The organism is Mycolicibacter terrae (assembly GCF_010727125.1).
GTDB lineage: Bacteria > Actinomycetota > Actinomycetes > Mycobacteriales > Mycobacteriaceae > Mycobacterium > Mycobacterium terrae.
In genome coordinates this window covers 3,158,726-3,173,052 of record NZ_AP022564.1, presented here as the reverse complement: position 1 = coordinate 3,173,052, position 14,327 = coordinate 3,158,726, and the positions used below count along the sequence as shown (strand labels likewise).

Sequence of the window (14,327 nt, the reverse complement as noted above, 5' to 3'; positions counted from 1 at the left end):
CTGAGGAAAAGCATATTCTTGGCCAATCGTTTGATTTGACGGATCGGCGGCGTCGGGATGACCGCAACTACTTGCCGGGTGTGCGGTGCCGAACCACTGGAGAATGCACGGTTCTGCCACTCCTGTGGTTCGCCAATCAGTGCTGCCGCAGTACCGGCGGAATTCAAACAGGTGACGGTTCTTTTCGCCGACGTGGTGCATTCGATGGATATCGCGGTGGCAGTGGGTGCCGAACGGTTGCGCGAGATTATGGCGCAGTTGTTCGATCAATGCGCGGCGGTGGTGCGGCGTTATGGCGGGACGGTGGACAAATTCACCGGCGACGGGATCATGGCGGTGTTCGGTGCGCCGGTGGCGTTGGAGGACCACGCTTTTCGGGCGTGCCTGGCGGCTTTGGAAATTCAGCGGTCTGAAGAGGGTGTGCTGCAACTGAGGGTGGGATTGAACTCGGGCGAGGTGGTCGCCGGTGAGATCGGGTCCGGACCGGGCAGCTACACGGCGATTGGCGAGCAGGTCGGGATGGCGCAGCGGATGGAGTCGGTTGCCCCGCCGGGCGGGGTGATGCTCAGCGCATCTACGGTGCGATTGGTCGAAGACGTTGTCGCGCTAGGTGAGTCGGAGTTGGTGCAGATCAAGGGCGCCGATGGCCCGGTGCCGGTTCGTCGGTTACTGGGGGTGGCGCAACAGCATCGGCAAGGAAGGCGAAGCGACCCGGCGCTGGTGGGGCGCACCTGGGAGTTGAACACCGTTGCCGGGATTCTCGATGAGGCGATTGGCGGCGCCGGATGCGTGGTCAGCGTCGTCGGTCCGCCGGGAATCGGTAAGAGCCGCATCGTTCGGGAATCGGCCGCACTGGCCGCACAACGTGGCGTGGAGGTGTTCGCCACCCATTGCGAATCACATACCAGCGACATCCCGTTCTACGCGGTCGTGGGATTACTGCGGGCCGGGCTGGGAGTCGAAGGTCTCGGGCATCAGGCGGCTCGGGCACGGGTCCGTGAACGCGTCACCGGCACGGACCCCGAAGACCTGTTGCTGCTGGACGACTTGCTGGGCATCGCCGATCCCGACGTCGAACTGGCCGACCTCGAAGCCGATGCCCGGCGGCGGCGGCTGACGGCGCTGGTCAATGCCGCCTCGGTGGCCCGGGATGCGCCGGCACTGTATGTGATCGAAGATGCTCACTGGATCGACGAGGTCAGCGAATGGATGTTGGCCGATTTCCTGGCGGTGATCCCCCAGACCCATTCGATGGTGTTGATCACGTACCGGCCCGATTACCGTGGTGTGCTGGCCGCCATGCCCGGGGCACAAACGATCGTGCTGCGGCCGCTGAACAACGCGCAAGCTACGACGCTGATCGGGGAGCTGCTGGGCAGTGATCCCTCGGTTCACGAGCTGACGCAGATAATCGCCGAACGTGCTTCAGGGAATCCGTTTTTCGCCGAAGAGATCGTGCGCGACTTGGCCGAGCGCGGCGTCCTCCGCGGCAGCTGCCGCTCGTATCTGCTGGTCGGCGACATCGATGAGGTGGGGGTGCCGGCCACTCTGCAGTCGGCGATTGCCGCCCGCGTCGACCGCCTGAGTCCCGCCGCCAAACGCACGCTTAGCGCCGCGGCGGTCATCGGGTCACGATTCGACCCCGATCTGCTGACCGCACTGGGGATCGACCCGCTCCTCGATGAGTTGGTCAAGGCCGAGCTGGTCGACCAAGTCGGGTTCACCCCGCGTCCCGAGTACGCGTTCCGGCACCCGTTGATCCGGTCGGTGGCCTACGACTCCCAGCTGAGGTCCGATCGCGCCGAGCTGCACCAGCGGCTGGCCGCCTCGATCGAACACCGCGGTTCGGCCGACGAGAACGCCGCGTTGATCGCCGAACATCTCGAAGCCGCAGGCGATCTGCACGCAACATTTGACTGGCACATGCGCGCCGGCACGTGGTTGACCCATCGGAACATGGTCGCGGCACGGGCCAGTTGGCAGCGTGCGCGCGACGTCGCCGACCGATTGCCCGACTCAGACCCGGAAAGAACCGCACTGCGGATCGCCCCGCGGACGCTGCTGTGCGCCACATCGTGGTTTGTCGGCGGCACTCTGGCCGATACCGGCTTTGATGAACTGCGCGGCCTTGCCGGCGCTGCCGACGACAAGGTGTCGCTGGCCATGGGGATGGCGGGATGGCTGCCGGCCTTGATCGTGCACGCCCGGTTCCCGGAAGCATCGTTGTTGGCTTCCGAGCTCACCAGCCTGCTCGAATCGATCGGCGACCCGACGTTGAGCCTCGGGTTGCTCTACAGTGCGCTCGCCGCCAAGTTCCAGCAAGCCGAGATGACTGAAGTCGTGCGGCTCGCGCAACGGATGATCGACCTGGCTGACGGGGATGTCACCAAGGGCAATCTGATAGTCGCCTCTCCGTTGGCGTGCGCAATCATGTTGCGGGGCTGCGCACGATGTTGCCTGGGTGACCACAGCTGGCGAGATGACGTCGAGCAGGCGGCAACGATGCTCCGTGCATTCGAACCGTCGTTCCGCGCGGTCACACTGCTCTTCAAGTACACCCTCGTCGGTTGCGGTGTGTGGCGGCCCGACGCTGCCGCGCTACAGGAGACGGCTGAGGTGCTCGCGCTCGCGGAACGATCCGGCGACGATCTCACGCTCGCATCCGCCCGGCAGGTGCGCGGCATCGCCTTGATGGTCCAGCACGGCCCCGGTCGTGAAGAGGGCTTGGCCCTGCTCGCCGCGGCCCGTGAGGCCGCGGTGCAAGAGCGCTTCACGATGGTCGCGGCATATTACGTCGACAATATTTTCGCCGAGGAGCATGCCCGAGCCGGCGATCTCGACGGCGCGATCGCCGAGTCGCGGGTCGTCCTCAAAGAGCTGTTCGCCACAGGCGATGTACTCGGGCTTGGGCAGGCCACCGCGGTTCTGGGAGGGTTTCTCCTGCTCAGAGGTACAGCCACCGATGTGCAAGAAGTGCAGGCGGCCATCGACCGGCTGGTGGCCGTGCCGACCGAGCCGGGGTTCGTCGTGCACGACATCTGGCTGCTGCAGCTGCGGGCGCTGCTGGCCCGGGCTCACGGCGACGAAGCGGGCTATCGAGATTTCGCAGACCGTTACCGGGCGATGGCCAATGACCTTGGCTTTGAGGGGCACATGGCGCTGGCGGAGGCAATGACATGACCGCGTGCCCGACGTGCGGCACCGAGTTGCGGGAGAACGCCAAATTCTGTTCCGAGTGTGGTGTGTCCGCCGCGCCGGCTCATCGGCCGGCTGAGTACAAGCAGGTGACCGTGCTCTTCGCCGATGTGGTGCATTCGATGGACATCGCCGCGGCGGTCGGTGCCGAACGGTTGCGCGAGATCATGAGTGACTTGTTCGGCCGGTGTGCTGCGGTGCTGCGGCGCTATGGCGGCACGGTGGAGAAGTTCATCGGTGATGCCATCATGGCGGTGTTCGGTGCGCCGGTGGCGTTGGAGGACCATGCCTTTCGGGCATGTTTGGCGGCGTTGGACATCCAGCAGCAAGCCCGGGGTCTGGCCGATGAGGTGCAACGTCAGGACGGCATTGCACTTCGGTTGCGAGTCGGATTGAATTCGGGCCGGGTGGTTGCCGGTGAACTCGGCTCCAACCCGCTGACCTACACCGCCATCGGCGAGCAGGTCGGTCTGGCGCAACGAATGGAATCGGTTGCCCCGCCGGGCGGAGTGATGCTCAGCGCCTCGACGGCGCGGCTGGTCGAGGACGTTGCCGCGTTGGGTGAGCTGGAGTTTGTGCATATCAAGGGCGCTGCAGAGCCGGTGCCGGCGCGCCAGCTGCTGGGGGCGTCGTCCGAGTATCGTCGCGATGGTCGGCAGGATCCGGCGTTGGTGGGCCGCAGCTGGGAGATGGGCGCCCTGACGGGCATGCTCGACGCGGCGATCGACGGCACCGGCTGTGTGGTTGGTGTCGTGGGGCCACCCGGTATCGGCAAGAGCCGCATGGCCCGCGAGGTCGTTGCGGTGGCGCAGGGCCGCGCTGTTGAGGTATTCACCACTTACTGTGAATCGCACGCCAGCGAAATTTCCTTCCACACGGTGACAGCGCTACTACGAACCGCGCTCGGAATCACTCTGCTCGGTGCGGAAGCAGCCCGAGCTCTGGTCAGGGAGCGTGCGCCTGACGCCGATCCGCAGGATCTGCTGCTGCTCGACGACCTGCTCGGGATTCGTGACGGCAGTGTCGAATTGCCAATCATTGATCCCGATGCGCGGCGCCGTAGGCTGACCCGCTTGATCAACGCCGTGTCGCTGGCCCGTACCACACCCGCCCTTTTCGTAATCGAGGATGTGCATTGGATCGATGAGGTGAGCGAGTTCCTGCTGGCGGATTTTCTGGCCGTGATCCCGCAAACCCCGTCGTTGGTGATGATTACCTACCGGCCGGAATATCGCGGGGCGCTGACCCGTGCACCGAATTCGCAGACGATCACCTTGGCGCCGCTGAGTCCTTCCCAGTCCGCAACGCTGGCGACTGAATTGTTCGGTTCGCACCCGTCGGTGGCGGCGTTGTGCAGGCGAGTCGTGGAGCGGGCGGCTGGGAACCCGTTCTTCGCCGAGGAGATTGTGCGCGACCTGGCCGAGCGCGGTGTGCTGAGCGGTGCCCGTGGTGACTATTCGTGTGAGGTCGATGATGACGGTGTCGTCGTGCCCGCCACCTTGCAGGCCACCATCACAGCTCGCATCGACCGCCTCGACCCCGCCGCAAAGCAAACATTGAACGCCGCCGCGGTGATCGGATTGCGTTTCAGCGCAGACCAACTGACGCTGCTTCGTGGTGAACCTGAGGTGGGCCAGTTGATCGCTGCCGAACTCGTCGAGCAGGTACGGTTCACCCCGCGCGCTGAGTACGCCTTCCATCACCCGTTGATCCGGACGGTGGCCTACGAGTCACAGCTCAAGTCCGACCGCGCCGAACTGCATCGGCGCCTAGCCTCCGCGATCGAGCAACGCCACCCTGATGCGCTGGATGAGAACGCGGCGCTGATAGCCGAGCATCTTGAGGCGGCCGCGGACCTCAGCGTCGCGTTCGGCTGGCACATGCGCGCGGGGGCTTGGGCACAACATCGCGACATCAGGGCCGCGCGGGTCAGTTGGGACCACGCCCGGTCGGTCGCCGACCGGTTGCCCACCGGCGACCCGGGCCGGACGTCGATGCGCATCGCCCCGCGCACCCTGCTGTGCGCGAGCACCAGCTGGGTCAGTGGCAGCGTCGCCGATGCCGGCTTTGAGGAGCTGCACGAACTGTGCACCGCCGTCGATGACAAATTGTCGCTGGCGATTGGCATGGCCGGCCTGATGACGGTGTTGATCTTCCATAGCCGGTACGTCGAGGCGTCACGCCTCGCGTCGGACTGCAGCCGGCTACTGGAGTTGATCGGCGACCCGATGTTGACGGTTGCGCTTGCCGTCGCGCCGTGCAACATCAAGGTGCAGGCAGGCGAGGCGGCCGAAGGTCTGCGCTTGGCCCAGCGCGTCATCGACCTGGCCGACGGCGACCCCGCCATGGGCAACCTGGTGATCGGATCACCGCTGGCGGTTGCGCTCATGTTCCGTGGCTCCGGCCGATATTGTCTCGGGCTCCGAGGCTGGCGGGAAGACCTCGATCAGGCGTTGGTGATGGCCCGCCGCGTCGACGCCAGGACCTACGTAACGGTCGTGCTGGGGAAGTACGGTGTCGCCGTCCACGCCCGGGTGGTGTTGCCCGACTCGGCAGCCGACCGCGACACCGCCCAGGCCCTGGAGATGGCCGAGCATTCGGGCGACGACTACGCGGTGGATACCGCGCGGTTGTGCCGGGGCCTCATTCTCATCAACCAGGGAGGGACCCGACATGGTGCCGGTATGGCGCTGCTCACCCAGTACCGTGACGCTTACCTACAGCACGGGTATGCGCAAAGCGCGGTGCGGTTTTTCGAGACCGAGCTTGCGCGGGAGAGGGCCCGGGCCGGGGACATCGACGACGCTATCGAAATAGCCCGCGTCGCGGTCGATTATCTGTTCGACGTGGGTGACATGCTCGTGCCAGGTGAGGCAACCAGGGTCTTTGTGGAATCACTGTTGCAACGCGGCAGCAAAGCCGATCTCGCGGAGGCGCAGGCCGCCATCGACCGATTGGCGGCCGCGCCGACCGACGCCGGCTACGCGTTGTTCGACGTCCCGCTGCTCCGGCTGCGGGCGTTGCTGGCGCGCGCGAACGGCGACGAAGTCGGCTACCGCGATTACGCTGACCGGTACCTCAAGCGGGCCACCGAGGTTGGCTATGAAGGCCATATGGCGTTAGCGGAGGCGATGACGTGAGTGGTTTGCGCCTCTCGTGGCCGCTGACCGGCCGCTCGGAGGAGATCCAAACTCTCCGGGAGGCCCTCTCGGCTTCGGATGTATCCGGGGCCATTGTGTGCGGTGCGGCGGGGGTGGGCAAGAGCCGGATCTCGCGTGACCTGTTGTCGGTGGCGGCATCCCAGGGCTGCGAAGTGCGATGGGCGATCTGCACATCCGCGGCGCGCGACGTCCCGCTGGGCGCGTTCGCCGCATGGGTGCCCTCGGATGTCACCGACACGGTTCCGTTGGCAAGGGCCGTGATCGAATCGCTGACGGCCGACTCTTCGGGCGCCGCGGTGGTGGGCATCGACGATGTGCATCTGATCGACGACCTGTCGGCGTTCGTGGTGCATCAGATCGTGCAACGGGAACTGGCGAAGGTGATTCTCACCGTTCGCGACGGCGAAGCGATACCCGCTGCCGTGCACGAGATCTGGTCGGCCGGCCGGTTTGAACGGCTCGACCTGCAGCCGCTGTCACTCGGCGAGACCACCGATCTGCTGTCTGAGGCGCTGGGCGGCCCGATAGATTCCGGTGCGGCGCAGCGGCTGTGGGAGCTCACCCGCGGCAATGTCTTGTATCTTCGCAACATCGTCGAACACGAGGTCTCCGACGGCCGAATCGTGCGACAACACGGGTACTGGCGCTGGATCGGGGATCCGGTCATCCCGCCCGGTCTCATCGGGCTCATCGAATCCCGTATCGGGTCGTTGCCCGGGCCGGTCGGCGATGTGATCGACGTGCTGGCCGTCGGCGAACCGATCGACCTGGCGACCCTGACGCGGATCACCGATCCTGCCGCGGTCGAAGAGGCCGATATCCGCGGCCTGATCACCCTCGAGCCCGTCGAGGAGGGTGCAACGGTGCGGCTGGCGCATCCGCTCTACGGCGAGGTCCGTCGTGGCCGGGTCGCGTCCACCCGGCTACGGCGGTTGCGTGGGCTGGTCGCCGCAGAACTCGCGACCTCGCAGGACGGAGACGACATCCAAGTGGTGGTGCGCCGCGCCACCCTGAGCCTCGAGTCGGACCTTGCACCCGACGCCGATCTGTTCGCCAGAGCTGCACGCGGGGCGGTTTGGCTGGCGGATCTGGTTCTGGCGGACCGACTGGCGCAGGCGGCCATCCGTGCCGGAGCGGGTCCGGAGCCGAGTTTCGTTCGGGCCCATGCACTGTCGTGGCTGGGCCGGGGTGAGGAGGCCGACGCGGTGCTCGCCGAGGTCCACATCGACGACTTGAGTGACGGTGACCGGGCCAGGCTGGCATTCTTGCGGGCCAGCAACATGCTCTGGGCGATTGGTGATCCCGTCCGCGCGAGACAGCTCATCGATGACGCCGCGCGCACCGTATCGCCGCCGGCCCGCAACTACATCGATGCCTTTCTGGCGGTGTACTGGTTCGCGACCGATGAGCTGGATGCGGCAAGGCGGGCTTCTGAGGGTCTTGACCTGGATGATCTTCCTCCGGTCGTCGGAGCTGAGATCGCCTGGGTGCGTGCCGTCGTCGCAGCGGACAGTGGACGCACGGCCGAGGCGCTGGCCGCCGCGAACGCGGGGTATTCCGTGGTGGCTCGCTCCTTGGACGCCCCGCACATGATGTTCAACATCGCCGACGCGCACGTCAGCGCACTGCTGCTGGCAGGTCAGGTGAGGCACGCCCTTGACGTGGCTGAACGGATGCGTCGGCAGGCAGTCGACCTGCCGGGAGCGGCGCAGCCACTGGGTGCCGCGGTGGCGGGCCGAGCCGCCCTCGCCGCCGGCTGCCTGGACGCGGCATGTCTCCTGCTTGACCAGGCTGCCGCGGCCTTCGTCGACCGCGAGCACGCCACGGGCTGGGGATACCGATATCTCATTCCGCGTATCACGGCCCTGGCAATGCGCGGCTCAACCGCCGAGGCTGCGGCCGCTCTCGAGACGCTCGGCGGCCTGCGTCGTCCCTTCAGGTTGCTCGACTACGAGGGGAGCCTGGCCCGCTCGTGGGTGGCCGCAGGGCAGGGCGCCGTCAGTGAGGCGATAACCCTGGCATCATCTGCGGCCGAACGTGCCAGGAATAATGGGCAATTCGCGGCTGAGGTGCTCTGTCTGCAGGCTGCGGCACAGTTCGGGGACGGCTCTGGCGCAGCGCGTTTGCGTGAGCTCGAAGCGATCGTCGAGGGGCCGCGCGTCGGTATCGCGGCGAGGTTCGCCACGGCGCTGCGCGAAGGCGATGGGGCGGAGTTGACCGCGGTGTCGCAGGATTTCGACGACATCGGCGATCTCGTCGCCGCGGTCGATGCCAGCGCGCAGGCTGCGCTCGTCTACCGCCGGCAAGACCGGCGGGGCACGGCGTTGACATGTGCCACGCGCGCCGCCGCCCTGGCCGAACGATGCGGAGGCATCGATACTCCGGCGCTTCGCCAAGCCTCCGATCCCTTGCCGCTGACAGATCGTGAGCGTGAGATCGTGATGCTGATCGGTCAAGGGTTGTCCAACCGTGCCCTTGCCGAGCGACTGACGCTGTCCGTCCGCACCGTCGAAAGCCATATTTACCGGGCCATGTTGAAAACGGGTACCGCTAACCGCGACGAACTGGCAGCCCTGCGGCCACATCACGACCGCACTCAGTAGCGCCGCCGCGGCTGCGGGCAAGATTGCAGTGGCGCGCTACTGAGCTCCCGCCGCGGCAATTCGGTCACGATCCTTCCGGTGGATCCCGAAAGTGGACGCTGTGATCGGGGACTGGGAGCAGTCATGAGAGTACTGGTAGCGGGCGCCGTGCTCGGGGCCCGCCCGATCGCCATTCCTGCGGCAGTCGAACCGGATGCCGAGCACCACGCGGTCGAACTTACGGCCGGGGGGTACAGCGTCGATCTGGCGAGCCCGTTCACGGCGATGAGTGACGGCCTGGGTGGCGTTGGGGCACCGGACAATCCACTGCCGGAACTGGTGAATGCCATGAGCGCAGTCCCCGGCGCCGCGGATGGCGACCCCCTCGCCGATTTCTGGCAACAGATCATGAACTACCTCGAGGCAGCAGCTCTTTTCGGCCTGCTGATATTTGGCCAACGTGGCCAACGTGGCCAACATCTTTGTGGACGCCTACAACTGGGTTGCAGGAATTTTCGGGTTCGAGCCGACATCGGCGCGCTGGTGAGCGGCTAGGAAACGGCGATGAGTGCACACAATTCGTCAGTGGTGGCGTTCACGATTGGTGTCGTCGTTACCAGCAGCAGCCTGATCAGTGTCACCCCGGTGGCGGCACAGCCAACCTGGCAGGTCCGCGAAATCCAGCTGACCGCCGGTGGGACGCCGGATTCGCCGCTCGGCGACGGTATCGCACTGGTTTACGACGGCAGCAGCGGTGGCCTGATGCCGCCCCCGCAGTATGTGGAGGCCGTCGAGGAGCTGTACCTGCATCCGCTCGGCTTCACCGGCACCGCGCAATCCTCGGTCATCCCCAATGCGCTGTATCCGCTGACCGGTCCCAAAAGCCTGGGGCTCGGCGCGTCATTGGCGCAAGACCAACCGATCATGATCGCCGCTATCGAACACCAGATAGCCGCCGGAGAGGTGAGCCCTGAGAATCCCGTCGTGGTTTTCGGCTACTCGCAGAGTGCAACCGCCTCCTCGCTGATCATGCAGCAGCTCCACGATGCGGGCGTGCCCAGTGACTCGGTGCACTTCGTGCTGGTCGGCGATACGCAAAACCCCAACGGCGGCTTCTACAACACCTTCGATTTCCCCGCCGGCAACAGCTCGCCCTTCACCGCCTTTGACATTCCCTTCGGGCCGCCGACGCCCTCGGACCTTTACCCGACGGATATCTACAGCATCGAGTACGACGGTGCAGCCGATTGGCCGCACTATCCGGCCAACCTGTTGTCGGACCTCAACGCCCTGCTCGGGGTCTTCTTGGTGCACTTCATCTATGCCGATCTGACCCCCGAACAGATCAGCGGTGCGATTCTCCAAGCGGGATCCGCGGCGCTCACCGGCGAAGGTCTGACCGATTACTACATGATCCCGAACGACAACCTGCCGCTGCTGATGCCGCTGCTGTTCATCCCGGATATCGGAAAGCCGCTCTATGACCTGCTGGAGCCCGACACCCGGATCCTGGTGAACCTGGGGTACGGCAGCATCACCGAGGGCTGGAACGAGGGTCCGGCGAATGTGCCCACCACCTTTTCGCTGTTCCCCGACATCGACCAGACCCAGCTCTCCGAAGCACTGAGCAGCGGCTGGCAGCAGGGGCTCACCGACGCCTGGCAGGCTATTCAGAACCCGATCAGCTACGAGGAGCAGATCGCGCCGTGGTTGCCGTTCGCGAACTCGTTGCACACCCACGGTTTTGCCCCCGAGAACCCGTCGTTTGACGACGTGGTGGAGGGGTTGCTCAAGTTCGCCGGCTTCCCGCTTTCGGACGTCACGCTGAGCTCGCCACCAACCGACATCATCAACATGATCAGCGCCACGCTCGCCTACGACTATTCGGCGCTGCTGCCCGCTGCCGACGCCGTCAATGCGCTGTTCACCAGCCTGCCCGCCTACGCGGCGAACATCTTCTCCGATCAACTGGAGGCCGGCAACCTCCTCGACGCGATCGGGCTTCCCGCGGCCGCCTACACCGCCCTGGTCCCGTACGATCTCCTCCTCGGTTTAGCACCGGCGCTGTTTGCGACGATCGGCACCCTGGACAATTTCGCGGAGCTGTTCTCGTAACAGCAGTCAGAGCATCGCCCCGGCCCGATCCAGGTGCTCTTCGAAGCCAAGCGACTCCGCCATCGCGCGATACCGGCTCGCTAAGACCCGGTAGACCACCTCGTCGCCGCGAGCACGGGATAGCAGCGCATTGAGCCGCAGCAGCGTGATCTCGCACATCGCCGAGCCGTGATCGGCCTGGAGTTTCGCCAACCAGCGGATCGCTTCTTCGGCTTCGGCCAGATCGCTCTCGGCGGCGCGCTCCAGCAGTGTCTCCACCAGAACGCCGGTGCCCCAGCCGCCGTAGAAGACGTTTTCGGCGCGGCGCAAGTCGTGGACGGCTTGGCGCATCACCGCGATGGCAGCGTCGCGGTCGCCACCGCGGGCCGTTTCCCGGGCGGCCCACACGTCGGTGACCGGGATGAGGAAGAGTGCGCGCTTGCGCAGCCATATGTCGCGGGACTGCATCATCAATTCCAGTCCCCGGTTACGGTCGGCCGCGTTATCACGCTTGAGCAGCACGACGGCCAACGCGTACCCGGCCAAACCCAGCGCTCGATCGCTGCTGGCCCCTTGGGCGGATTGCACTGCCTCCTGGCAGGCGCGTTCCGCGGAGTCACTGGGCCGAAGCGCGCCGTACTGCATCGCGAAACCGTAGGTCCAGGCGACGGTGCTGGCCAGGGTTTCCGTGTTGCTCTGCCGGGCCATCGTGACGGCGTCGTCGATGTCTTGCGGCCATCCGGGACGACCCAGCCACCACCGAGCGGTGCCGCGCCATGCCAACGCGATCGCCAGTGGTGATCCCACGCCGTAGTTGGCGCCCTTGGCGGGGTCGCCCTCGGCCAGGTCGACGATGGTTTGTGACCACCGCAAGATCGCACCGACGTCGCCGGCGCAGAGCCAGTTGACAAACGCGATGAATGCCAGCCCCATGGTCGGGGAGCGATCGCCCATCGACTCGAAAAGCGCCATTTGCTGAGACGCCAGCTGCGCACCCTCACGTGAGCGGCCGGCGTAGAGCAGCTCGGTGGCCAGCGCAGTCATCCCGATGGCCAGCGACACCTTATCGCCGGCCGCGCTACACAATTCCCGTAGCTCTTCGAATCGGCTCCGGCTTTCCTGGACTTCGCGCGCTTGCCAGTCGGTGGCGCACAACATGGTTCGCGGGTTGATGCGCATCGACAATCGGTCTGGGTCGTCGGCGGGCAGTGCGTCGGCGATGCGGCGGGCCCGCTCCCAGCTACCCCGGGCGGCGACGAGATCGCGGTTGGTGGACCACGCGCCGGCGCGCATGTGCCAGGCGTACGCCGCGCGCAGCTCGCCCGCGGCCTGGAGATGTTCGGCTATCAGCGCTGAGTTGTCCTCCACTGATCCGGGAGCGCGTTCTTGGATCGCGACGGCCAGCTTCCGGTGCCACTGGGCACGATCGGATTTGAGCTGCGATTCGTAAACCACCGCATGGATCAGCGGATGCCGAAAGGCATATTCGGGCGGGGTGAAACGCACCCGATCGATCAGCTCCGCGTCGAGCAGCTCGTCGAACACCGCAGCTACGCCCAGCGCCGACAGCAGATCCGCCTCGAAGCGTGCCCCGATCACCGAGGCGGCGCTCAAAGCTCGTTTGGCCCCGCTGCTGAGCTGGTCGATACGCGCTTCGATGGCCGCCTGCACCGTGACCGGCACCGTGACATCCGCGGCCCTCGTGTGACAGACATAGTCGCCGTATTCGCCGGTCAGCTCCCCGCGCTGGGCCAACTCGCGCACCATCTCCTCAGCGAAGAACGGGTTACCGGCTGCCCGACCGGCGATGATCGCCGCCAGCTCACCGACCGATGGATGCGACCCCAGAAGCTCTCCGGTCAGCGTCTTGATCTCCGAATCATCCAGCGGGGCAAGGATTATCCTCTGGGCGCCGGGTATCCGCGTCAGCGCGCCGCGGTATTCGGAGCGATGGGTGATCAGCACCATCGACGGGGTGCGCGGGGTCACCGCCAAGAAGTCGGCGATCAGCGATTCGCTGACCATATCGATCCAGTGCGCATCCTCGATGATGAACAGCGTTGGTTCGGTGCGGGCCAACGATGCGGTGTTGATCAGCGCGGTCAGCCGCTGCCGGCGCGTATCCGCGTCGAACTGGGGCAGTGTCACGTCTGCGTCGGCGATGCCCAGCAGATCGTCGAGCAGCAGCAGATCCTGCGGATCGGCTTCCGTAAATCGTTCCCGGACCCGGTCGCGGGCGTCCTCGCCGCGCCGTTCGCCCACACCGATGCTGGCCCGCAGCAGCCTCGACACGGCGTGGAACGGAATGTCGCCGGCGTGCGAATCGCAGAAGGCCCATACCACCTCGAACCCGCGACCGGCGGCGGTCGCCGCCGCCTCCCGGGCCATCCGGCTCTTCCCGACGCCCGGGGATCCCACCACATTGACCACACCGCCGCGACCGTCGATCGCGCGGTCCACCACCGTCTCGACGGCGGCCAACTCCGCGCGCCGGCCGATGAGCCTCGACTCAGCACGGCGGCCGGCGCGAGGGCGGTCGGCCATGCCCAACAGCCGGCGGGCGGGCACCGGTTCGGAGGCACCCTTGATCTGAACCAGCTCGAGCTCACCCAGGGCAGCCGCACCTTCGACGAGTTGGGCTGTCGAAACGCTCAGCATGATTCCGCCCGGCGGCGCGACCGACTCCATCCGCTGGGCCATCCCGACCTGCCCGCCCACGGCGGCGTAGCCAAACTGTCCCGAGCCGATCCCGCCGGCGATCACCTCGCCGGAGTTCAGCCCGACCCGCAACCGCAGTTCGATGCCGTCGAGTTCGGCGATATCGACAGCAACCCGCGTTGTCTCCTCTTGAATATCCAAGGCCGCCAGACAAGCCCGCATGGAGTGGTCTTCCAATGCGACCGGGGCGCCGAACACCGCCATGATCCCGTCGCCCGTCCACTGTGTGACCGTGCTGCCGTAGCGCCGCACCACTGCCGCACAGCGATCGGCGAGGTCGGCCATGATCTCGCGCAACCGTTCCGCGCCCACCGCCGCGGCGATGTCCATCGAGTGCACCACGTCGGCGAACAGCACCGTCACCTGTTTGTATTCGGCCGGTGGCGCGGCAGTGACTACCGCCGTTCCGCACTCATGGCAGAACTTGAAGCTCGCGGGCAGCCCAGTGCCGCAGGAACTGCACAGCAAGGCTGCCGCGGGCAGGTCGGATGGCGGCTCAACGCCGTTCACGTCGTTATCGTGTCACCGCTGACCGTAGCTGGATAGCGCCTTCGCTGAAGAACCTCCCCAGCAATGA

At 66.1% G+C, this 14,327-nt stretch carries 6 protein-coding genes; 5 read left to right on the top strand and 1 reads right to left on the bottom strand.

The window, feature by feature from the left end:
• Nucleotides 1–57: 57 nt before the first annotated feature.
• The 5 genes from G6N23_RS15000 (at nucleotide 58) to G6N23_RS14980 (ending at nucleotide 11,053) form a co-directional block, all read left to right on the top strand.
• Complete coding sequence (locus G6N23_RS15000; RefSeq protein WP_085262455.1) at nucleotides 58–3,180, top strand: ATP-binding protein; 3,123 nt, start codon at nucleotides 58–60, stop codon at nucleotides 3,178–3,180.
• Nucleotides 3,177–6,335, top strand: coding sequence for an adenylate/guanylate cyclase domain-containing protein (locus G6N23_RS14995; RefSeq protein WP_085262454.1), 3,159 nt, complete (start codon nucleotides 3,177–3,179; stop codon nucleotides 6,333–6,335). The genes G6N23_RS15000 and G6N23_RS14995 overlap by 4 nt, the downstream gene beginning before the upstream one ends.
• A 5-nt stretch (nucleotides 6,336–6,340) precedes the next feature.
• The gene (locus G6N23_RS14990; protein ID WP_085262637.1) at nucleotides 6,341–8,959 is read left to right on the top strand and encodes a LuxR C-terminal-related transcriptional regulator; all 2,619 of its coding nucleotides are present in this window, start codon (nucleotides 6,341–6,343) and stop codon (nucleotides 8,957–8,959) included.
• 123 nt (nucleotides 8,960–9,082) lie between these two features.
• Nucleotides 9,083–9,493 (top strand): hypothetical protein, encoded by a 411-nt coding sequence (locus tag G6N23_RS14985; protein WP_133055504.1) that lies wholly within the window; start codon nucleotides 9,083–9,085, stop codon nucleotides 9,491–9,493.
• A 9-nt stretch (nucleotides 9,494–9,502) separates the two neighbouring features.
• On the top strand, nucleotides 9,503–11,053 hold the full coding sequence (locus G6N23_RS14980) for a PE-PPE domain-containing protein (RefSeq protein ID WP_085262452.1): 1,551 nt from the start codon (nucleotides 9,503–9,505) through the stop codon (nucleotides 11,051–11,053).
• Between the two features lie 6 nt (nucleotides 11,054–11,059).
• Here G6N23_RS14980 and G6N23_RS14975 read toward each other — a convergent pair whose 3' ends face one another.
• Nucleotides 11,060–14,260 (bottom strand): AAA family ATPase, encoded by a 3,201-nt coding sequence (locus tag G6N23_RS14975; RefSeq protein WP_372508895.1) that lies wholly within the window; start codon nucleotides 14,258–14,260, stop codon nucleotides 11,060–11,062.
• Nucleotides 14,261–14,327: the final 67 nt, after the last annotated feature.

Coding starts and splice junctions, on each gene's coding strand:
- G6N23_RS14980 (WP_085262452.1), top strand. CDS start 9,503: ATGAGTGCACACAATTCGTCAGTGGTGGCGTTCACGATTGGTGTCGTC.
- G6N23_RS14985 (WP_133055504.1), top strand. CDS start 9,083: ATGAGAGTACTGGTAGCGGGCGCCGTGCTCGGGGCCCGCCCGATCGCC.
- G6N23_RS15000 (WP_085262455.1), top strand. CDS start 58: ATGACCGCAACTACTTGCCGGGTGTGCGGTGCCGAACCACTGGAGAAT.
- G6N23_RS14995 (WP_085262454.1), top strand. CDS start 3,177: ATGACCGCGTGCCCGACGTGCGGCACCGAGTTGCGGGAGAACGCCAAA.